Raw genomic sequence first — 20,190 nt, forward strand, 5'->3', positions numbered from 1 at the left:
CCAATAAGAGACATTGCACACATGAAGATCACCAAGCTCACGACCTTTATCGTTCCACCCCGCTGGTGCTTTCTGAAAGTCGAAACCGATGACGGCGTCGTCGGCTGGGGCGAGCCGGTTGTCGAAGGCCGCGCCCATACCGTTGCCGCCGCTGTGGAGGAGCTTTCCGATTACCTGATCGGCAAGGACCCGCGCAATATCGAAGACATCTGGACGGTGCTGTATCGCGGCGGTTTCTACCGGGGCGGGGCGGAGCACATGAGTGCGCTGGCAGGGATCGACCAGGCATTGTGGGATATCAAGGGCAAGGCGCTGGGTGTATCGGTCAGTGATCTGCTGGGTGGTCAGGTGCGTGACAAGATCCGGGTCTATTCCTGGATCGGTGGCGACCGGCCTGCCGATACCGCGCGTGCGGCGAAGGAAGCGGTGGCGCGCGGTTTCACGGCAGTGAAAATGAACGGCACCGAAGAGCTGCAATTTCTCGACACCTTCGACAAGGTCGACCTGGCACTGGCCAACGTTGCCGCCGTACGCGATGCCGTCGGCCCGAATGTCGGCATCGGTGTGGATTTTCACGGCCGGGTCCACAAACCCATGGCCAAGGTGCTGATGAAAGAGCTGGACCCCTACAAGCTGATGTTCATCGAAGAGCCTGTGCTCAGCGAGAACTACGAAGCGCTCAAGGAACTGGCACCGTTGACCAGCACCCCCATTGCTCTGGGCGAGCGGCTGTTCTCGCGCTGGGACTTCAAGCGCGTCTTGAGCGAAGGCTACGTCGATATCATCCAGCCGGATGCCTCCCACGCGGGCGGCATCACCGAAACCCGCAAGATTGCCAACATGGCCGAGGCCTATGACGTGGCGCTGGCGCTGCATTGCCCATTGGGGCCGATTGCACTGGCTGCTTGCCTGCAACTGGATGCGGCCTGTTACAACGCCTTCATTCAGGAGCAGAGCCTGGGCATCCACTACAACGAAAGCAACGACCTGCTGGATTACGTGAAGCACCCCGAGGTGTTCGATTACGACAAGGGCATGGTGAAGATTCCCAACGGGCCGGGCCTGGGGATCGAGATCAATGAAGAGTACGTCAAGGAGCGTGCGGCCATCGGCCATCGCTGGCGCAACCCGATCTGGCGACATGCCGACGGCAGTTTCGCCGAATGGTGACAGTGATCACGCCCGCGCCCTGCGCGGGCGTGATCAGGCATTGCTGAACACTCAGTCCTCACATAATTCCAACAAGAGGCCATCTTCATGCAAACCCGCACACTCGAAGGGGCGGCGTCCCTGGCGACGCCTACCCGCAAGCGTTTCTTCATCATGGTGCTGCTGTTCATCACCGTGGTCATCAACTATCTGGATCGCAGCAACCTCTCGATTGCCGCACCGGCCCTGACCCGCGATCTGGGCATCGATCCCGTTCAGGTCGGCCTGATCTTCTCCGCCTTCGGCTGGACTTACGCAGCCATGCAGCTTCCGGGTGGCTGGCTGGTGGATCGTGTCCCGCCGCGCATTCTCTATACCGTCGCGCTGCTTCTGTGGTCGCTGGCCACTGTCATGCTCGGTTTTGCTGCCAGTTTCATTGCCCTGTTCGTGCTGCGCATGGCCGTGGGCGCGCTTGAAGCTCCGGCTTACCCGATCAACAGCCGGGTCGTGACGTCCTGGTTTCCCGAGCGGGAGCGGGCGACTGCCATTGGCTTCTACACCTCGGGGCAGTTTGTCGGCCTGGCGTTCCTGACTCCGGTACTGGCCTGGCTGCAGGTGCGTTACGGCTGGCATATGGTGTTTGTCGTCACCGGAGGTGTCGGCGTGATCTGGGCGGCAATCTGGTACCTGGTCTATCGCGAGCCACGGGATTTCAAGGGCATCAACCAGGAGGAAATCGACCTGATCCGCGAAGGCGGTGGTCTGGTGGATATCCAGGTCGATGCCGAGAAAGAGAAGCGTGGATTCCGCTGGCAGGACCTGGGCATTGTGCTTAGCAAGCGCAAGCTGTGGGGCATTTATCTGGGGCAGTTCTGCCTCAACTCGACCCTCTGGTTCTTCCTGACCTGGTTTCCCACCTATCTGGTCAAATACCGGGGCATGGACTTCATCAAGTCCGGCCTGCTGGCTTCGCTGCCTTTCCTGGCGGCCTTTGTCGGGGTTCTGTGTTCGGGGTTTTTCTCGGACTGGCTGATCCGTCGTGGTCACAGTGTCGGTCTGGCCCGCAAGCTGCCGATCATTTCCGGCCTGTTGATCTCGACGTCCATCATCGGGGCCAACTATGTGGAGTCCACGCCGCTGGTGATCGCCTTCCTGGCCCTGGCCTTCTTCGGTAACGGCCTGGCATCGATCACCTGGTCGCTGGTCTCGACCCTGGCCCCGGCCCGTCTGCTGGGCCTGACCGGTGGCACCTTCAACTTCATCGGCAATCTGGCGGCCATTGCGACCCCGATCGTGATCGGCTTTCTGGCGTCGGGTGATTCCTTTGCGCCTGCCATCACGTATATCGCCGGTCTGGCATTGATTGGCGCTTTGTCCTACATCCTGTTGGTGGGCAAAGTGGAGCGTATCGAGCTGTGATGGCTGGTATGCAGAAGAGCGGGCGACGATAATGCCGCCAGCTTTCTGATCGGATAAGGGTTGATATGCACAATGATCCACTCGCACCTGTAAACGCCACGGCCAGGGAGGTTGCCCCGACCGGGACCCAGACCTTGTTGCGCGGTCTGGCGGTGGTACAGGCCGTGGCCAGTGGTGCCAGGGACCTGAAAGCGATTTCGGCCCTGATTGGCACCACGCGCAGCACGACCCACCGTCTGGTCAGTTGCCTGGTCGAGGAGCGTTACCTGCGGGTCTTGCCTCAGGTCGGTTATCTGCTGGGACCCCGGTTGATCGAGCTGGGGTTTCAGGCTCGGGAAGAAGTGCCGCTGGCGATTCTGGCCCGGCCTTATCTGGACGAATTATCGGAACTGACCGGCGATACGGTGCATCTGGCGATCCGCGACGGGGACGAGGTGCTTTATCTGCACAAGAATCCGGGGCGCAATGGCCCGGAGATGCGCTCTCGCGTAGGACACCGCATGCCGTTGGTGCGTACGGGCATCGGCAAGGCGCTGCTGCTGGACAGTCCTGAGGACGAGTGGCGCAGGTTGTATGAAGTCAGCTTGCCGGTGGCTGGCAAGAATCCCCTGTGGCCTGCCCATGAGCCGCAGACCTGGGAGCAATTGCGTTTGCGTCGGCAAGAGTATGTGCAGGGCGGCTATGCATTCGATCTGGAAGATAACGAACCGTCGATTCGTTGTGTCGCTGCGCCGGTTCGTGATGCGGGTAAACAGATCGTTGCCGGTATCAGTATTGCCAGCACCGTACCGTACATGCCGCTGGAGAAAATGGCCGAGCTGGTACCGATGATCAAGCAAGCGGCTACCCGACTGTCGGCGGAGCTGGGCGGATAGTCATTTTTATACTGTGTGGGAGCGGATTTATCCGCGAAGTCTTTTCGCGAATGAATTCGCTCCCACACAGATATTCAGGCTTTCAGCGTCGCCATATCGATCACGAAGCGGTATTTCACGTCGCCCGCCAGCATGCGCTCGTAGGCCTGGTTGATATTGCGGATGTCCAGCATCTCGATATCGCAGGTAATGTTGTTTTCGGCACAGAAATCCAGGACTTCCTGGGTTTCTGCGATCCCGCCGATCAGCGAACCGGCGATGACGCGGCGTTTCATGACCAGATTGGCTGCGTGTACCGGTGGATCCACCGGCTCGATCAGGCCGACCAGAATGTGCACGCCGTCGAAGCTCAGGGTTTCCAGGTAGGGGTTCAGGTCGTGCTGCACAGGGATAGTGTCCAGCAGGAAATCGAAGCGACCTGCGGCGGCTTTCATCTGCTCGGCATCGGTGGAGACGATCACATGATCGGCGCCTTGGCGACGGGCTTCCTGGGCTTTTGACGCCGAGCGGGTGAAGAGGGTGACTTCCGCGCCCATGGCCTTGGCGAATTTGATGCCCATGTGGCCCAGACCGCCCATTCCCAGAACGCCGACTTTGTCGCCCGCCTTGACGCCGTAGTGCTTGAGCGGCGAATAAGTGGTGATACCTGCGCAGAGAATCGGTGCAGCGGCTGCCAGGTCGAGTTTTTCCGGGATGCGGACGACGAAGTCTTCGCGGACCACAATGCTGCTGGAGTAACCGCCCATGGTGTTGCTGCCGTCCACACGGTCAGGTGTGGCATAAGTCATGGTCGGGCCTTCGAGGCAATATTGCTCCAGATCTGCCTGACAGGCCGGGCACTGTTGGCAGGAGTCGACCATGCAGCCGACGCCTACGAGGTCGCCCACCTTGTATTGGCTGGCACTTGGGCCGGTGGCCGTGACCCTGCCGACGATTTCGTGGCCCGGCATCAGTGGGTAGACAGCAATGCCCCACTCGTTGCGTGCCTGGTGAATGTCGGAGTGGCATACCCCGCAGTAAAGGATTTCAATGGCCACGTCGTTGCTGCGCAGGCTGCGACGTTCAAAGGTCATGGGGGCGAGGGGAGCGGTTGCTGACTGGGCGGCGTAACCGATGGCTGTGTACATGGTGTTCCTCGCGGATCAGGATGAAAGTTGAGCGCCATTTTCCGTGGACTGGCCTGTCATGACCACTCACATTCCTCCGTGAGTCATGCCTATTCCTCCGGAGATGGATGGGCAAGTTTTGCGGGGGAGGGCATATCTGCGATGATGCGCATGTCCGATTCTCTGCCCGGTGCTCCATGTCGTTACCTCATCATTCCGATGCGAATGCCACCCTTGTCTCCCTCATAAAGCCGCTGGCCACGCGTCCCGGATTCGTGCCGACGCTGTTGCCGGAAGTCAACGTGGTCTCGCTTTATGAGTATGTCGCCAGTAGCCCGCAGATTTACGAACCAAGCCTGATGATCATTGCCCAGGGCGGCAAGCTGGCCAGTCTGGGGGCGCGCACGCTGGACTACGGTGCGGGGCATTATCTGGTGCAGGCGCTTTCCGTGCCGTTCATGTGTGAAACCTTTGCCACGCCGCAAGCGCCTCTGTTTGGCGTTTCGGTGGCCATTGACCGGGTCATGTTGGGCGAGCTGGTGCAACTGATGGGGCCGGTGCCTGATCACACCGTCAAGGCTCAAACACCTGAATCCATGACCTCAGCGGTGCTGGATGCGTCGATGCGCGAGAGTGTGGAGCGGCTGCTGCGCTGCCTGCATGATCCGCTGGATGGCCATGTCATGGGGCAATCACGTTTGCGTGAAGTGCTTTATGCCGCATTGCGTGGCCCGCAGGCAGGCGTGCTGCGGGCGCTGGTTGCGCAGCAGAGCCACTTCGCTCGTGTCGCGGCTTCTCTGGCGTATCTGCACAGCCATTACGCCGAGCCACTGAATATCGACATTCTGGCGCGTCAGGCGAACATGAGCGCTTCGACCTTCCATGAGCACTTCAAACGCAGCACCTTGTTATCACCGGTGCAATACCTCAAGCGTCTGCGTCTGCTCAAGGCGCAGCATATGCTGATCGCGCAGGGGATGGGAGTGGCTCAGGTTGCGCACAATGTGGGCTACCAGAGCACATCGCAATTCAGTCGCGAATACAAACGCTACTTCGGGCGCAGTCCCGGCGAAGAGAGCAGCTTCCTGCGCATCCCGGCCTGAATCCCGCGCACAAAAAAGCCCGGCACGCCGGGCTTTCTCTTGCTACTTGCCGCTAAAGGCTGCAGCGTTCCCTACATATTCGGGTAAGTCGGCCCGCCAGCACCTTCCGGTGTCACCCAGGTGATGTTCTGCGCAGGGTCCTTGATGTCACAGGTCTTGCAGTGAACGCAGTTCTGGGCGTTGATCTGGAAGCGTTTTTCGCCGTCTTCCTGAGTGATCACTTCATAGACGCCAGCCGGGCAGTAACGTTGAGCCGGCTCATCATACAGTGGCAGGTTGCTGGTGAGCGGGATGCTCGGGTCGGCCAGCTTCAGGTGGCAAGGTTGCTCCTCTTCATGGTTGGTGCTGGAGAGGAATACCGAGCTGAGTTTGTCGAAACTGAGCTTGCCGTCCGGTTTCGGGTAGTCGATCTTCTTCGAGTCGGCAGCCAGCTTGAGGCAGGCGTAATCCGGTTTGGTGTCGCGCAGGGTGAACGGGATCTTGCCGCCGAAGATGTTCTGGTCGATGAAGTTGAACGCGCCGCCCATCAGAGCGCCGAACTTGTGCAGCGCCGGGCCGAAGTTGCGGCTGGCGAACAGCTCGTCATGCAGCCAGCTGGCCTTGAAGGCGTCGACATAGGTGCTCAGCACATCGCCGCCTTCCTTGCCGGCGAACAGGGCGTCAGCCACCGATTCCGCAGCCAGCATGCCGGACTTCATGGCTGTATGGCTGCCCTTGATCTTGGCGAAGTTCAGGGTGCCCAGGTCGCAGCCGATCAGGGCGCCACCGGGGAAAACCATTTTCGGCAGGGAATTCAGGCCGCCTTTGCAGATGGCACGGGCGCCGTAGCTGATGCGCTTGCCGCCTTCCAGGTACTGCTTGATGACCGGGTGATGCTTGTAGCGCTGGAATTCGTCGAACGGCGACAGGTAAGGGTTGCTGTAGGAGAGGTCGACGATCAGGCCGACCACCACCTGATTGTTTTCCAGGTGATACAGGAAGGAGCCGCCCATGTTTTCGTCGTCCAGCGGCCAGCCGGCGGTGTGGACCACCAGGCCCTGCTCGTGTTTCGCCGGATCGACTTCCCAGATTTCCTTGAGGCCGATGCCGTAGTGCTGGGCATCGGCTTCGCTGTCGAGGTTGAAGCGCTTGATCAACTGCTTGCCGATATGACCACGGCAGCCTTCGGCAAACAGGGTGTATTTGCCGCGCAGTTCCATGCCCGGTGTGTACAGGCCTTCTTTCGGATTGCCTTCGCGGTCAACGCCCAGATCGCCGGTGATGATGCCGCGTACCACGCCGTTTTCGTCGATCAAGGCTTCCTGTGCAGCAAACCCCGGGTAGATTTCGACGCCCAGGTTTTCGGCCTGTTGCGCGAGCCAGCGGCACAGGTTACCCAGGGAGATGATGTAGTTGCCCTGGTTGTGCATGGTCTTGGGCACGAAAAAGTCCGGGATTTTCACGGCGTTTTCGGCGCTGCGCAGCATGTAGATGTCATCACGCTTGACGGGCGTGTTGAGGGGAGCCTCGAGCTCCTGCCAGTTCGGGAAGAGTTCGTTCAGGGCACGAGGTTCGAATACCGCGCCGGACAGGATGTGGGCGCCGACTTCGGAGCCTTTCTCCACCACGCAGACGCTGATTTCCTGACCTGCCTCGGCGGCCTTCTGTTTAAGGCGGCATGCGGCAGAAAGCCCGGAGGGACCGGCTCCGACGATGACGACGTCGAATTCCATATATTCGCGTTCCACTGGCTATCTCCTACTCTCAAGGCTCACGGTGTTTTTTTATATGAAGCGTACAAAACGGACGTTGGAAGGCTTGGCATGCCTGCTCGTCTTTATATAGGGAGCGCATTATATCTACACCACTATGCAGGTCCAATACAAACGTTCGTTTGAATTGGCCGCAGGCCAGATAAATCAATGATGCCAGACTCATGACTGGCCGATCTGTCGTATTGACCAGAAAAGGCGTTGCGGTCAAGATACGGGCGGTTTTGCGCTCGCCGTAGGCTGAAACGAGGTTCAACGAAGCCTCCAAAAAGGCATCAGGGGAGTGCAGTGCAGGTCGCCAGACCATTTCGCGCGGCGCATTTTACACACCCGGCGGTAAATTGATGGGTGTGATCTGGCCTTATTACGCTTTTCTGGCGGTTGTTTCAGCAGACAACCCCGGGCCTGCACGAAAGCGATTGCTTGTTGAGGACACATATCGATCGTCTGGTCATGCCGGGCGACTTTCTTTTCACCGGAGAGTAACGAGGAATCCATGAAGGTTCTTGTAGCTGTCAAACGAGTGGTCGACTACAACGTCAAGGTTCGCGTCAAGGCGGACAACTCCGGCGTCGATCTTGCCAACGTCAAAATGTCCATGAACCCTTTCTGCGAAATCGCTGTTGAAGAAGCCGTACGCCTGAAGGAAAAAGGCGTGGCGAGCGAGATCGTCGTCGTTACCATCGGCCCGTCCACTGCCCAGGAGCAACTGCGTACTGCTCTGGCACTGGGTGCTGACCGTGCGGTGCTTGTCGAGTCAGCCGAAGAGCTGACTTCCCTGGCCGTCGCCAAGCTGCTCAAGGCTGTGGTCGACAAGGAACAGCCACAGCTGGTGATCCTGGGTAAACAGGCCATCGACAGCGATAACAATCAGACTGGCCAGATGCTGGCTGCTCTGAGCGGCTACCCGCAGGGCACTTTCGCTTCCAGGGTTGAAGTGTCGGGCGACAAGGTTGCCGTGACCCGCGAAATCGATGGCGGTCTGCAAACCGTGTCCCTGAGCCTGCCGGCTATCGTGACCACGGACCTGCGTCTGAACGAGCCACGCTACGCTTCGCTGCCCAACATCATGAAGGCCAAGAAAAAGCCGCTCGAAACCCTGACCCCGGATGCGCTGGGCGTTTCCACGGCCTCGACCAACAAGACTGTCAAGGTCGAAGCGCCTGCCGCGCGTAGCGCCGGTATCAAGGTCAAGTCGGTGGCCGAACTGGTCGAAAAACTGAAAACCGAAGCGAAGGTAATCTAAATGACGATCCTGGTTATCGCTGAACATGACAATGCAACCGTGGCTCCTGCCACGCTGAACACCATTGCTGCTGCCCGGAAGATCGGTGGCGATATCAATGTGCTGGTCGCCGGTTCCGGTGTAAGTGCCGTGGCTGACGCGGCTGCCAAAATCGCAGGCGTTGCCAAGGTGCTGGTTGCCGACAACGCTGCCTACGCGCATCAGTTGCCGGAAAACGTGGCCCCGCTGGTTGTCGAGCTGGGTGCTGGCTACAGCCACATCCTGGCGGCCGCTACCTCCAACGGCAAGAACATCCTGCCTCGCGTTGCCGCGCTGCTGGATGTCGATCAGATCTCCGAGATCGTTTCGGTTGAATCGGCCGATACCTTCAAGCGCCCGATCTATGCCGGTAACGCGATTGCCACCGTGCAGTCGAGCGCTGCGGTCAAGGTCATCACCGTTCGTGCAACCGGTTTCGACCCGGTAGCCGCCGAAGGTGGTTCGGCTGCCGTTGAGGCTGTTTCTGCGGCTCACGATGCAGGCAAGTCGTCCTTTGTTGGCGAAGAGCTGGCTCAGTCCGACCGTCCGGAGCTGACCGCTGCCAAGATCGTTGTTTCCGGTGGTCGTGGCATGCAGAACGGCGACAACTTCAAGCACCTGTATGCCCTGGCAGACAAGCTGGGTGCCGCTGTGGGTGCTTCCCGTGCTGCGGTCGACGCCGGCTTCGTGCCCAACGACATGCAGGTCGGTCAGACCGGCAAGATCGTTGCTCCACAGCTGTACATTGCGGTGGGTATTTCCGGTGCGATCCAGCATCTGGCAGGCATGAAGGACTCCAAGGTGATCGTTGCGATCAACAAGGACGAAGAGGCGCCAATCTTCCAGGTGGCCGATTACGGTCTGGTGGCCGATCTGTTCGAAGCTGTACCTGAGCTGGAAAAGCTGGTTTAACCGGCTTTCGAGAACCCGTTCAATCCGGCTGCGCCTACCTGTCTGTTGCAGGGGCGCGGCCTGAGTGAACGGGTTTTTTGTTGTCTCGCAAAAGGAGTATTCATGGCCCGGCCAGGTTTTGTTCTGTCTTCGCTGCTTCTGGGGCTGATGGTGTTGCCGTCGCTCGCCTTCGCGGCGGGCAAATGCGAGCGTCTGATCGTGACCGGCAGTCCGGATGCGCCGCCTTACCTGTGGCGCGACCCGCAGGATCCCAGGCATTTGATCGGTGCCAATGCCGACCTGCTCAGGCAGGCGGCGGAGTCGCTGGATCTGAATGTCGAGTTCCTGTATGCGGGCAAGCGCAGTCAGGCGCTCGAGGAGGTGCGGACCGGTCGCATGGACATGCTGGTCGATGCGCCATTGAGTCAGTCGCAACTGGATGCTCTGGACTACATTCATCCGCCGGTTGTGCAGAATGACATTCTGATCTGGACGCGGCATGACCAGTCTGCGCCATCCAGCTCTCTGGCCGACTTGCACGGGCGACCTGGGGCGGCCTCTGAAAGGATTCGGTTGACCTCGTCGTTCGAGGTGCTTGTGAAGGAGCATCTGACCCTGGAGCGCTTGCCCAATCTGACCCTGGCTTTCCAGAAACTGGCGCTTGGGCAGGTCGATTATGTGCTGGCAGGCCGTTATTCCGGCATGGCCATGGTGCAGACCCTGGGGTTGTCGAAGGATCTGGTCGCTCAGCCTCAGCCGATCGATATGCCGGGCTTGTATCTGGCGTTGTCTTTCAATTCGGCCTGCAACGATTCGTGGTTGCGCGGACAGTTGGCAAAAAAGATGACAGAATCGGTCGCTTCAGGCCTCTCGGGCCAAGTCGTCAAGCGCAATCTGGAGTTATGGAAAGCCCAGTTGCTGCAACCTGCCAGTGTGCCAAACAAGTAGGAATGTTTTTGTGAGTATTCGCCCTTTAATTGCGTTCATGGCGGCCGCCGCTCTGGTCGGTTGTGCCAATGATCCGGCTCCGACCGAACAATTCAAGCTCACCGAGCAGGCTCTGGAACAGGCCAAGGCTGTCGGTGTCACCGATGAGCAGCCTGAGTGGCTGGAGGCGGAGTCCCGGTTTGCCCAGGCACGTGCCGACATGGCTGATAAATCCTACAAGGAGGCGCGCATGAATGCGGAGCGTGCCGAGCTTGATGCGCGGTTGGCTGAGGCTCGTGTATTGACGCTCAAGAGTCAGGAGCAGATCAATCAGTTGAATGTTCGCCTCAATCGTCTGCGCAAGCAGTTGGGGGAGGTTCAATGAGCCGTGTTTCCCGTGTGTTGAGCGGTTGTCTGTTGCTGGGTGTGGCGGGGTTGTCCGGCTGTGCCAGCCATCAAGGCAGTGAGGAGGCCTTGCGCCAGGCCGGTGCCAGTTTCCAGAAGGTGAAAGAAGATCCCGATGTCCTGCGCAGCGCGCCCAAGGACATCATCCGCTCCGGCGAGTCCCTGGCGCGGGCTGAGCGCCTGTCGAGCTATCTGGGCAGTGGTGCCGATGTCAGTCATTACGCTTACCTGAGCGCCCGTTACAGCGAGATCGCGCGCGAGCACAGCAATCTGATGCTGGCTCAGGAGCAATTGGCAAAGATGGAGCTGGAGCGTCAGCGTCTGCAACTGGCATTGCGTGAAGCCAAGCTGGCCAGTGCCCAGCAGCAAGGTAAATGGCTGGAAGACCAGATCCTCAGTCTTGCCACGACTCAGAACGAGCGCGGTCTGGTCATGACGCTTGGCGACGTGTTGTTCGATCCTGGGCATGCCGAGCTGAAAAACGCGGCCAATCGTACCGTGCTGAAGGTCGTGCAGTTTTTGCTGCTCAACCCGCGTCGTACGGTCAGGATCGAGGGTTACACCGACAGTACCGGTGATCGTCAGGAAAACCTGAAGCTGTCCAGGGATCGGGCACAGTCGGTGGCCGATGTCCTGATGGACCTGGGAGTGGATGAAAAACGCATCCAGGTCGAGGGGTACGGTCAGCAATATCCCGTCGACGTGAACGTTTCCGAACGTGGTCGTGCACAAAATCGTCGTGTTGAAATCGTATTCTCCGATGACAAGGGGCGCATGGGCGCTGCACGCTAGGAAAACCTGAAGCAGAGCCCGGTGCCGTTAGCGGCGTCGGGCTTTTTTTTGCCTGAAGACCGGCAGGACTGAACGTGGTCTCCGATAATATTTTTTATCAGCGCACACAATCACTGGCTTAAAGGGAAACTGTCCCAGTACACTTCCAGACTGTTCCGGTCGTTAGGCTGTGATTGACTCTATAAAAACAAATCGTCGGTCGTTTGAGGCTGTGTCATGACCAATCTTTTGCTTTATCAAAGAATCGCTCAGCAATTGGCGGAAGACATTCGTCGTGGTGTCTATCAGCCAGGCGAACGTGTGCCGTCCGTTCGCAAGATGAGCTCACAGCTCAATGTCAGCCATGCAACGGTCTTGCAGGCTTACGCGAACCTGGAAGATCAGGGGCTGATTCGCGCCCGTCCGCAATCCGGGTACTACGTTCACCAGACGCCTGCGCTGACGGCCTCCACGCCGGATATCGCCCGTGTAGAGCGTCCGAGTCTGGTCACTCGCAGCAGTATCATTCAGCAGGTATTGGAAGAGTCCCGGCGTGAAGGTGTCTTTGCATTGGGGGCTGCGGTGCCGCATGTGGACTACCTGCCTGTGCGGGCCTTGCATCAGCAGTTAGCCAAGGTGACGCGGTTTCACAGTCCGCGGGCATTCAGTTACATGTTCAGCCCGGGCTTTGAGCCGTTGCGCCGGCAGGTTGCCATTCGTATGCGTGATGCAGGCGTGGTGGTCGATCCGTCTGAAGTGGTGATCACCCATGGCTGTGTCGATGCGCTGCAAATGTCATTGCGGGTGCTGACTCAACCCGGAGATCTGATTGCAGCCGAGTCGCCGGCTTATTACGGGCTGTTGCAGCTGGCTGATCTGCTGGGACTCAAGGTTATCGAGATTCCCAGCGATCCTTCGACGGGTATCAGTCTGGAGGCCTTGCAACTGGCGGCCAACCAGTGGTCGATCAAGGCGCTGGTGCTGACGGCGCGCCTGAGTAACCCGCTGGGCGGCACCATGCCTGAAGAGCGGCAGAAGAACTTGCTGCGTCTGGCGTCGGACTTCGATATCCAGATCGTTGAAGACGACGTATATGGCGAATTGATGTTTGAAGTGGGGCGCACCAAGGCCTTGAAGGCCTTCGATCGGCTGGGGAGGGTGATTTACTGTTCAAGCTTCTCCAAGACCTTGTCGCCCGGGGTGCGTATCGGCTGGATGATCGCCGGAAAATATCAGGCCGAAATCCAGCGCTTGCAGACATTCAGCACGCATTCGGCTTGCAGTGTCACTCAGATGGCGGTGGCGGCTTACCTGGAAAATGGCGGGTATGACCGGCATTTGCGTTTCATCCGGCTGGAATACCGGAAAAACCTGAGTGCGTATCAGCTGGCAGTCCAGCAGTTCTTTCCCGAGGGGACGCAGATGAGTCGGCCCGTCGGTGGTTTTATCCTCTGGGTCAGTCTTCCGGGGCGGGTCAATACTCAGGAATTGCATGTCAGGGCGCTGGAGCAGGGCATCAGCATCGCGCCGGGCCTTATTTTCAGTAATACAGAGCAGTTCAATCACTGTATACGTCTGAACTGTGGCATGCCTTGGAATCGTGAAGCGGAGCGTGCGCTGATGACGCTGGGGATGCTGGCCAGGCAGTTGTGTCAGGAGGCTGTGCCGGGTTATTGAGCCAGAGTGCTTTTTGTCTGATCGTCGGTGTTCCTGTCTTGTCATGTGTGCCTCAAAGGAACAGCATGTGTCCTTTACTGCCTCCGCCCTGTTTTCTATGAATAATGCGTTTCGTTGTATCGGATTGTTCGTCGTTGTTTTACTGGGAGCCTGCGACTCCCAGGAGGCTCCGGTGCCAAAGCCGAAGGTTGAAGCAAGTGCCGTTGCGCCTGTCTCTCCTCCTGTTCAGCCGCTTGCTGCTCCGGATTCTTCCCCTGCCGTACATGAATTGAAACCGCCTGTTCCGGTTGTTCCTGTGGTGGCCGGAAAGCCGGCGGCGCCAGCTCGTCCTGTTGCAAAGTCAACGGTGCCTCGATCGACAACTGTAAAAGTGTCTTCTGAGAAGGCCGTGTCGGCTAAACCTGCTCCGGCAAAAGCGAAAAAAGAAAAAATCGTTGCTCAGCGTGAAAAGAAAAAGCCTGCCAAAAGTTCGGTCAAGGATGTTCGACTGAGCCAGCCCAAACTTGATCTGACGCTGCCTCCGGAAATGGTTCAGAAGCTTTCGCCCCCGGCCAATGTTATTACTGCCAAGCGCAAGCCTCTGCTGCCGCCGATGTTCGAGAGCAAGCGTTCGGCTTCGGATCCGAGTCCTTTTGAGCTCAATGGGCGTTTGCTGAGCAATGAAATGCAGTTGCAAATGCGCAACGAGAGCCGGCGTGATATCGAAGGTGCTGCCCTGGACTTCAAATTCAAGCAGTAAGGCCCTGTTTCTCGTCCGTTATGGCATTTTGAAACGTCTGTTTTAGCCGCTATTATCTTTCTTTTTCATCTTCAACAAGGGTGTCGAGTCATGGACTGCCGCTCCGGTTGCGGTGCCTGTTGCATCGCGCCCTCTATTACTTCTCCCATTCCGGGTATGCCTGATGGCAAGCCGGCCGGAGAGCGTTGTCTGCATCTGTCGGTCGAGTTGTTGTGTGGCTTGTTTGGCAAGGTTGAGCGGCCCGCTGTCTGCAGTCAGTTCAAGGCGGCAGAAGATGTCTGTGGTGTGGATCAGGCTGAAGCTATTCGTCTGATCGGCTGGTGGGAAAAGGCTACCGCGGTTGCGTGAAGAGGTCCGGTTTCGTTGGGCGGAATTGCTTTATCAGACATTCAACAATAAGGAATAAAACAATGAATACGCTGCATCGCATGGCTGTTGTTTCCGGGTTGGCTGTACTGCTTGCAGGTGTGGCGCATGCTGAAGACTGGCAGGTGGCCAAGGACGAAGAGGGGATCAAGGTTTCCCTGAGTGATGTGGCGGGCTCCAAATACAAAGCCTATCGCGGCGTAACGACCATCAACTCCAGCGTGGCCAGGGTGCGCGCCCTGCAAGAGGATGTCGTGGGGGCGTGTGCGTGGATTCATGAGTGTCAGGCGCAGAAACTGCTCAAGCATGAAGGCAACAAGGCCTGGACCTACACTCAGTTCAATACGCCGTGGCCTGTGACGCCTCGTGATTCGATCCTGCTGATCACGACCGAGGAGGGCGCTGATGGCAGTGTGACGCGCCGTATCGAGGAGCAGTCGAGCTATTTGCCTGAGGAAAAGGGTTTTGTGCGAGTGGCCGAGGTTGCCGGTTTCTGGAAGCTGGTGCCCAAGGGGCCGAATCAGACCGAGGTGACCTATCAGGTGCATACCGATCCGGGAGGAAGCGTGCCGTCCTGGCTGGCCAACAAGTTTGTGGTCGATGCACCGTTCAATACGCTGAAAGCATTGAAGGAAAGGGCGCAGAAGTAGGTCTTGAAGGTATGAAAAAGGGCTGCCATTGGCAGCCCTTTTTCATTGCTGGAGTATCGCTTACTTGCGGTCTTCCAGTGGCACGATATCGCGTGCCTCGTTGCCGGTGTACAGCTGGCGTGGACGGCCGATCTTGTACGGGCTGGAGAGCATTTCCTTCCAGTGGGAGATCCAGCCGACAGTCCGCGCCAGGGCGAAGATCACGGTGAACATGCTGGTTGGGATGCCGATGGCTTTCAGGATGATGCCTGAGTAGAAGTCTACGTTCGGGTACAGCGAGCGCTCGATGAAGTAAGGATCGGTCAGGGCGATCTCTTCCAGGCGCATGGCCAGTTCGAGTTGCGGGTCATTGGTGATGCCCAGCTCGCGAAGAACCTCGTCGCAGGTCTTCTTCATCACGGTGGCGCGAGGGTCACGGTTCTTGTAGACGCGGTGACCGAAGCCCATCAGCTTGAACGGATCGTTCTTGTCCTTGGCCTTGGCGATGAACTTGTCGATGTTGGACACATCGCCAATTTCGTCGAGCATGGTCAGTACGGCTTCGTTGGCGCCGCCGTGAGCCGGGCCCCAGAGCGCGGCAATACCGGCAGCGATACAGGCGAACGGGTTTGCACCCGACGAGCCGGCCATGCGCACGGTGGACGTGGAGGCATTCTGCTCGTGATCGGCGTGCAGGATGAAAATCCTGTCCATCGCCTTGGCCAGCACCGGGCTGATCGGTTTGATCTCGCAAGGGGTGTTGAACATCATGTGCAGGAAGTTCTCGGCGTAGCTGAGGTCGTTGCGCGGATACATCATGGGCTGGCCCATGGAGTATTTGTAGACCATCGCTGCCAGGGTCGGCATCTTGGCGACCAGGCGAACTGCCGAGATTTCGCGGTGTTGCGGGTTATTGATGTCCAGCGAGTCGTGGTAGAACGCTGAGAGGGCGCCAACGACGCCGCACATGACGGCCATCGGGTGGGCGTCGCGACGGAAGCCGTTGAAGAAGCTCTTCAGCTGCTCGTGGACCATGGTGTGATTCTTGACGACTGCGACGAACTGGGCCTTTTGCTCGGTGGTTGGCAGTTCGCCGTTGAGCAGCAGGTAGCAGGTTTCCAGATAGTCGGACTGTTCGGCCAGTTGCTCGATCGGGTAGCCGCGGTGCAGCAGGATGCCGTTGTCACCATCAATGTAGGTGATCTTCGACTCGCAAGAGGCGGTCGACATGAAGCCAGGGTCGAATGTGAAGCGGCCGGTGGCGGTGAGTCCGCGCACGTCGATCACATCGGGACCCACGGTGCCGGTCAGTATGGGCAGCTCGACGGGGGCTGTGCCCTCGATGATCAACTGCGCTTTTTTGTCAGCCATGTGGCCTCCTATTTATGCTTCAAATCATCAGACAGGCCCCCCACGCAGGGCCCGCATCACTATAGTTAGATAAATTCTAAAGTCAATTTGCCTAAAGTCGTGTTCCACAAGGCCTTTGTGTCGATTTTTGCCTGCGACATTCTGACGCTTTACGCCTTTTGTCCGATCAGCGCAATCCGCTATTGGCTGTAAGTCTGCGCGTTGTCATTAGTTACCTAACTGTCTATACTCGGCGTCCGACCGCCAAGGGCTTTTGGGCCTGTTTTAAAGGGGGTTGTCACTTCCTGGGTGGTGGGTACCTGACCAGTGCACTTCCCAACAACTTGCCCTGATTGTTAGGGGCTCTTCAGTGTGAAAAAAAAGCCGTGAAAAGCCAACGACCTGTAAATCTAGACCTAAGGACCATCAAGCTCCCAGTCACTGCTTACACGTCCATTCTTCACCGTGTCTCCGGTGTCATCCTCTTTGTCGGCATTGCAATCATGCTCTATGCAATGGACAAGTCGCTGGCGTCCGAAGAAACCTTCGGTGAAGTGAAAGCGTGTCTGACCAGCCCGCTGGCAAAGTTTGTAATCTGGGGGCTGCTGTCTGCCCTGCTGTATCACCTGGTGGCCGGTGTTCGCCACCTGATCATGGACGCGGGTGTCGGTGAAACGCTGGAAGGCGGGAAACTGGGCTCGAAAATCGTTATCGCCGTCTCCGTGGTGGTGATCATCCTGGCGGGAGTATGGATATGGTAACCAACGTCACTAACCTGTCGCGTTCGGGCCTCTATGACTGGATGGCGCAGCGCGTTTCGGCGGTCGTACTCGCGGCTTATTTCATTTTCCTGATCGGATACCTCGTTGCTCACCCTGGCCTGACCTATGCCCAGTGGCACGAGCTGTTCTCGCACAACGGGATGCGTATCTTCAGTCTGCTGGCCTTCGTTGCCCTGGGTGCTCACGCCTGGGTCGGCATGTGGACCATCACGACCGACTACCTGACGCCGATGGCGCTGGGCAAGTCCGCGACTGCGGTACGTTTTCTCCTCCAGGCTGTTTGCGGCGTAATGATGTTCGCTTACTTCGTCTGGGGCGTGCAGATTCTTTGGGGTATCTGATTCATGGCTAACACAAATACACTTTCCTTTGATGCCATCATCATCGGTGGCGGCGGCGCTGGCATGCGCGCTGCCTTGCAACTGGCTCAGGGTGGTCACAAGACTGCTGTTGTCACCAAGGTATTCCCGACTCGCTCGCACACTGTTTCCGCCCAGGGCGGCATCACCTGCGCCATCGCTTCGGCCGACCCGAACGATGACTGGCGCTGGCACATGTACGATACCGTCAAGGGTTCCGACTATATCGGTGACCAGGACGCTATCGAGTACATGTGTTCCGTAGGTCCGGAAGCGGTCTTCGAGCTCGAGCACATGGGCCTGCCGTTCTCCCGTACCGAGCAGGGCCGTATCTACCAGCGTCCGTTCGGTGGCCAGTCCAAGGACTTCGGCAAGGGCGGTCAGGCTGCACGTACCTGTGCTGCTGCCGACCGTACCGGCCACGCGCTGCTGCACACCCTGTATCAGGCCAACCTGAAAGCCGGCACCGTATTCCTGAACGAATACTATGCTGTGGATCTGGTGAAGAACCAGGATGGCGCCTTTGTCGGCATCATCGCCATCTGCATTGAAACTGGCGAAACTTCCTACATCCGTGCCAATGCAACCGTACTGGCAACCGGTGGTGCAGGCCGTATCTACTCGTCGACCACCAACGCCCTGATCAACACCGGTGACGGCGTCGGCATGGCCTTGCGTGCCGGTGTTCCTGTCCAGGACATCGAGATGTGGCAGTTCCACCCGACCGGCATCGCCGGCGCAGGTGTACTGGTCACGGAAGGTTGCCGTGGTGAAGGCGGTTATCTGATCAACAAGCATGGCGAGCGTTTCATGGAGCGTTATGCTCCGAACGCCAAGGACCTTGCCGGTCGTGACGTCGTTGCCCGTTCCATGGTTAAAGAGATCATCGCCGGTAACGGCTGTGGTCCGGATGGCGACCATGTAATGCTCAAGCTCGACCACCTGGGTGAAGAAGTCCTGCACAGCCGCCTGCCAGGCATCATGGAGCTGTCCAAGACCTTCGCGCACGTCGATCCGGCCATGGCGCCGATCCCTGTTGTTCCAACCTGCCACTACATGATGGGTGGTATCGCCACCAACATTCATGGTCAGGCAATCACTCAGGACGCAACTGGCGCAGACCAGATCATCCCGGGTCTGTTCGCCGTGGGTGAAGTGGCTTGCGTATCGGTTCACGGTGCCAACCGTCTGGGTGGCAACTCGCTGCTCGACCTGGTTGTCTTCGGTCGTGCTGCCGGTCTGCACCTGGAGCAGAGCCTGCGCGAAGGCGTTGACTACCGTCGCGCTTCCGAGTCCGACGTGGATGCTGCCCTGGCTCGTCTGTCCGGCCTGAACGAGCGCACCACCGGCGAAGACGTTGCCTCGCTGCGTAAAGAGCTGCAAAGCTGCATGCAGAACTACTTCGGTGTATTCCGTACCGGCGAATACATGCAGAAGGGTATTGCTCAACTGGCTGGCCTGCGCGAGCGCATTGCCAACGTCAAGATCAACGACAAGAGCCAGGCGTTCAACACTGCCCGTATCGAAGCGCTTGAACTGCAAAACCTGCTGGAAGTTGCCGAAGCCACGGCGATTGCCGCAGAACATCGTAAGGAATCGCGCGGCGCTCACGCCCGTGAAGACTTTGAAGATCGCGATGACGAAAACTGGCTGTGCCACACCCTGTACTTCCCGGGTGAAAAGCGCGTAGCCAAGCGTGCCGTGAACTTCTCGCCAAAAACTGTTCCGACTTTTGAGCCTAAGGTTCGGACTTATTAAGGGTGACCGATATGTTGCAAGTCAGTGTTTATCGTTACAACCCTGAGCAGGACGCTGCGCCGTTCATGCAGGAATTTCAGGTTGATACCGGTGGAAAGGACCTGATGGTTCTCGATGTATTGGCCCTGGTCAAGGAACAGGATCAAGGTTTCTCGTATCGTCGCTCCTGCCGTGAAGGTGTATGTGGTTCCGATGGTATGAACATCAATGGCAAGAACGGTCTTGCCTGCATCACTCCACTGTCTTCCGTGGTCAAGAATGGCAAGCTGGTGGTGCGTCCTTTGCCAGGTTTGCCGGTTATTCGTGACTTGGTAGTGGATATGAGCATCTTCTACAAGCAATACGAGAAGGTGAAGCCTTTCCTGCAGAACGACACGCCGGCTCCGGCCATCGAGCGTCTGCAGTCCCCGGAAGAGCGCGACAAGCTCGACGGTCTGTACGAGTGCATTCTGTGCGCCTGCTGCTCGACCTCCTGCCCGTCCTTCTGGTGGAATCCGGACAAGTTCCTCGGTCCTGCTGCGCTGCTGCAAGCCTATCGTTTCCTGGCTGACAGCCGTGATACCCGGACAGCCGAGCGTCTGGCTTCACTTGATGACCCGTTCAGTGTGTTCCGTTGCCGCGGGATCATGAACTGCGTAAACGTTTGTCCGAAGGGCCTTAACCCAACCAAGGCTATCGGTCACGTACGCAACATGCTTCTGCAGAGCGGCGTCTGATTTATCGCTGTACCGTAGCACCGTTGTACCTGTAAGTAGCCGCGACGCAGGCTTCAACCGGCGTCGTGGCTTTAACCTGAGCAGTGGCTCGCAAAGCTGCCGCTCTTATTTTGAAGAAATGAGACCAGCAGGGGCATCCGGGCTGGTACCCGG

20 protein-coding genes are annotated in these 20,190 nt (G+C 58.3%); 17 read left to right on the plus strand and 3 right to left on the minus strand.

From position 1 onward, the window contains the following. Positions 1-21: 21 nt before the first annotated feature. From dgoD to ACIPY9_RS22110, 3 genes are all read left to right on the plus strand, one after another. Positions 22-1,170, plus strand: a complete 1,149-nt coding sequence (gene dgoD, locus ACIPY9_RS22100; protein ID WP_400706527.1) for a galactonate dehydratase — start codon at positions 22-24, stop codon at positions 1,168-1,170. Positions 1,171-1,257: 87 nt separating this feature from the next. Beyond that, entirely contained in the window at positions 1,258-2,568 is a 1,311-nt protein-coding gene (locus ACIPY9_RS22105; RefSeq protein ID WP_400706530.1) for an MFS transporter, read from the plus strand. Positions 2,569-2,633: 65 nt separating this feature from the next. After that, positions 2,634-3,443 carry an IclR family transcriptional regulator gene (locus ACIPY9_RS22110; RefSeq protein WP_400706533.1) on the plus strand — a complete coding sequence of 270 codons (810 nt, stop codon included), beginning with the start codon at positions 2,634-2,636 and terminating at the stop codon, positions 3,441-3,443. Between the two features lie 74 nt (positions 3,444-3,517). Here ACIPY9_RS22110 and ACIPY9_RS22115 read toward each other — a convergent pair whose 3' ends face one another. Beyond that, on the minus strand, positions 3,518-4,570 hold the full coding sequence (locus ACIPY9_RS22115; RefSeq protein ID WP_400706536.1) for an NAD(P)-dependent alcohol dehydrogenase: 1,053 nt from the start codon (positions 4,568-4,570) through the stop codon (positions 3,518-3,520). Positions 4,571-4,746: 176 nt separating this feature from the next. On the opposite strand from ACIPY9_RS22115, the gene ACIPY9_RS22120 reads away from it, so the two are divergent. Then, positions 4,747-5,652, plus strand: a complete 906-nt coding sequence (locus ACIPY9_RS22120; protein WP_400706539.1) for an AraC family transcriptional regulator N-terminal domain-containing protein — start codon at positions 4,747-4,749, stop codon at positions 5,650-5,652. 71 nt (positions 5,653-5,723) lie between these two features. Here the strand turns inward: ACIPY9_RS22120 and ACIPY9_RS22125 are convergent, their stop codons facing one another. Continuing rightward, complete coding sequence (locus tag ACIPY9_RS22125; protein WP_400706542.1) at positions 5,724-7,379, minus strand: electron transfer flavoprotein-ubiquinone oxidoreductase; 1,656 nt, start codon at positions 7,377-7,379, stop codon at positions 5,724-5,726. Positions 7,380-7,899: 520 nt separating this feature from the next. Between ACIPY9_RS22125 and ACIPY9_RS22130 the strand changes: the two genes are divergently transcribed. The 9 genes from ACIPY9_RS22130 (at position 7,900) to ACIPY9_RS22170 (ending at position 15,093) form a co-directional block, all read left to right on the plus strand. Further along, entirely contained in the window at positions 7,900-8,649 is a 750-nt protein-coding gene (locus tag ACIPY9_RS22130; RefSeq protein WP_400706545.1) for an electron transfer flavoprotein subunit beta/FixA family protein, read from the plus strand. After that, a complete protein-coding gene (locus ACIPY9_RS22135; protein WP_400706548.1) occupies positions 8,650-9,579 on the plus strand; it encodes an electron transfer flavoprotein subunit alpha/FixB family protein in 930 nt (309 codons plus the stop codon). A 102-nt stretch (positions 9,580-9,681) separates the two neighbouring features. After that, a complete protein-coding gene (locus ACIPY9_RS22140; protein ID WP_400706551.1) occupies positions 9,682-10,506 on the plus strand; it encodes a substrate-binding periplasmic protein in 825 nt (274 codons plus the stop codon). Between the two features lie 10 nt (positions 10,507-10,516). After that, on the plus strand, positions 10,517-10,870 hold the full coding sequence (locus tag ACIPY9_RS22145; protein ID WP_400706554.1) for a DUF4398 domain-containing protein: 354 nt from the start codon (positions 10,517-10,519) through the stop codon (positions 10,868-10,870). Then, positions 10,867-11,682, plus strand: coding sequence for an OmpA family protein (locus tag ACIPY9_RS22150; RefSeq protein WP_400706557.1), 816 nt, complete (start codon positions 10,867-10,869; stop codon positions 11,680-11,682). The genes ACIPY9_RS22145 and ACIPY9_RS22150 overlap by 4 nt, the downstream gene beginning before the upstream one ends. A 216-nt stretch (positions 11,683-11,898) precedes the next feature. Beyond that, complete coding sequence (locus ACIPY9_RS22155; RefSeq protein WP_400706560.1) at positions 11,899-13,338, plus strand: PLP-dependent aminotransferase family protein; 1,440 nt, start codon at positions 11,899-11,901, stop codon at positions 13,336-13,338. Between the two features lie 97 nt (positions 13,339-13,435). After that, positions 13,436-14,077, plus strand: coding sequence for a translation initiation factor 2 (locus ACIPY9_RS22160; RefSeq protein WP_400706596.1), 642 nt, complete (start codon positions 13,436-13,438; stop codon positions 14,075-14,077). A gap of 90 nt (positions 14,078-14,167) precedes the next feature. Then, positions 14,168-14,425 carry a YkgJ family cysteine cluster protein gene (locus ACIPY9_RS22165; protein WP_400706563.1) on the plus strand — a complete coding sequence of 86 codons (258 nt, stop codon included), beginning with the start codon at positions 14,168-14,170 and terminating at the stop codon, positions 14,423-14,425. Between the two features lie 62 nt (positions 14,426-14,487). Then, entirely contained in the window at positions 14,488-15,093 is a 606-nt protein-coding gene (locus tag ACIPY9_RS22170; protein ID WP_400706566.1) for an START domain-containing protein, read from the plus strand. A 60-nt stretch (positions 15,094-15,153) separates the two neighbouring features. Here the strand turns inward: ACIPY9_RS22170 and gltA are convergent, their stop codons facing one another. After that, positions 15,154-16,443 (minus strand): citrate synthase, encoded by a 1,290-nt coding sequence (gene gltA, locus ACIPY9_RS22175; RefSeq protein WP_400706569.1) that lies wholly within the window; start codon positions 16,441-16,443, stop codon positions 15,154-15,156. 365 nt (positions 16,444-16,808) lie between these two features. Between gltA and sdhC the strand changes: the two genes are divergently transcribed. Genes sdhC through ACIPY9_RS22195 form a run of 4 tightly spaced genes read left to right on the plus strand, consistent with a single transcriptional unit; the run spans position 16,809 to position 20,037 of the window. After that, positions 16,809-17,183 (plus strand): succinate dehydrogenase, cytochrome b556 subunit, encoded by a 375-nt coding sequence (sdhC, locus tag ACIPY9_RS22180; RefSeq protein WP_400706572.1) that lies wholly within the window; start codon positions 16,809-16,811, stop codon positions 17,181-17,183. Then, positions 17,177-17,545: a succinate dehydrogenase, hydrophobic membrane anchor protein gene (gene sdhD, locus ACIPY9_RS22185; RefSeq protein ID WP_400706575.1), complete on the plus strand. Its 369-nt coding sequence runs from the start codon at positions 17,177-17,179 to the stop codon at positions 17,543-17,545. The genes sdhC and sdhD overlap by 7 nt, the downstream gene beginning before the upstream one ends. Before the next feature lie 3 nt (positions 17,546-17,548). Then, positions 17,549-19,321, plus strand: a complete 1,773-nt coding sequence (gene sdhA, locus ACIPY9_RS22190; protein ID WP_400706578.1) for a succinate dehydrogenase flavoprotein subunit — start codon at positions 17,549-17,551, stop codon at positions 19,319-19,321. A gap of 11 nt (positions 19,322-19,332) precedes the next feature. Then, positions 19,333-20,037, plus strand: a complete 705-nt coding sequence (locus ACIPY9_RS22195) for a succinate dehydrogenase iron-sulfur subunit (RefSeq protein WP_400706581.1) — start codon at positions 19,333-19,335, stop codon at positions 20,035-20,037. Positions 20,038-20,190: the final 153 nt, after the last annotated feature.

The organism is Pseudomonas sp. NPDC089734 (assembly GCF_044748865.1).
Lineage (GTDB): Bacteria > Pseudomonadota > Gammaproteobacteria > Pseudomonadales > Pseudomonadaceae > Aquipseudomonas.

Excerpts from the sequence above, each read along its gene's own strand:
- dgoD (WP_400706527.1), top strand. The coding sequence starts at position 22 with ATGAAGATCACCAAGCTCACGACCTTTATCGTTCCACCCCGCTGGTGC.
- ACIPY9_RS22105 (WP_400706530.1), top strand. The coding sequence starts at position 1,258 with ATGCAAACCCGCACACTCGAAGGGGCGGCGTCCCTGGCGACGCCTACC.
- ACIPY9_RS22110 (WP_400706533.1), top strand. The coding sequence starts at position 2,634 with ATGCACAATGATCCACTCGCACCTGTAAACGCCACGGCCAGGGAGGTT.
- ACIPY9_RS22115 (WP_400706536.1), bottom strand. The coding sequence starts at position 4,570 with ATGTACACAGCCATCGGTTACGCCGCCCAGTCAGCAACCGCTCCCCTC.
- ACIPY9_RS22120 (WP_400706539.1), top strand. The coding sequence starts at position 4,747 with ATGTCGTTACCTCATCATTCCGATGCGAATGCCACCCTTGTCTCCCTC.
- ACIPY9_RS22130 (WP_400706545.1), top strand. The coding sequence starts at position 7,900 with ATGAAGGTTCTTGTAGCTGTCAAACGAGTGGTCGACTACAACGTCAAG.
- ACIPY9_RS22135 (WP_400706548.1), top strand. The coding sequence starts at position 8,650 with ATGACGATCCTGGTTATCGCTGAACATGACAATGCAACCGTGGCTCCT.
- ACIPY9_RS22140 (WP_400706551.1), top strand. The coding sequence starts at position 9,682 with ATGGCCCGGCCAGGTTTTGTTCTGTCTTCGCTGCTTCTGGGGCTGATG.
- ACIPY9_RS22150 (WP_400706557.1), top strand. The coding sequence starts at position 10,867 with ATGAGCCGTGTTTCCCGTGTGTTGAGCGGTTGTCTGTTGCTGGGTGTG.
- ACIPY9_RS22155 (WP_400706560.1), top strand. The coding sequence starts at position 11,899 with ATGACCAATCTTTTGCTTTATCAAAGAATCGCTCAGCAATTGGCGGAA.
- ACIPY9_RS22160 (WP_400706596.1), top strand. The coding sequence starts at position 13,436 with ATGAATAATGCGTTTCGTTGTATCGGATTGTTCGTCGTTGTTTTACTG.
- ACIPY9_RS22165 (WP_400706563.1), top strand. The coding sequence starts at position 14,168 with ATGGACTGCCGCTCCGGTTGCGGTGCCTGTTGCATCGCGCCCTCTATT.
- ACIPY9_RS22170 (WP_400706566.1), top strand. The coding sequence starts at position 14,488 with ATGAATACGCTGCATCGCATGGCTGTTGTTTCCGGGTTGGCTGTACTG.
- gltA (WP_400706569.1), bottom strand. The coding sequence starts at position 16,443 with ATGGCTGACAAAAAAGCGCAGTTGATCATCGAGGGCACAGCCCCCGTC.
- sdhD (WP_400706575.1), top strand. The coding sequence starts at position 17,177 with ATGGTAACCAACGTCACTAACCTGTCGCGTTCGGGCCTCTATGACTGG.
- sdhA (WP_400706578.1), top strand. The coding sequence starts at position 17,549 with ATGGCTAACACAAATACACTTTCCTTTGATGCCATCATCATCGGTGGC.
- ACIPY9_RS22195 (WP_400706581.1), top strand. The coding sequence starts at position 19,333 with ATGTTGCAAGTCAGTGTTTATCGTTACAACCCTGAGCAGGACGCTGCG.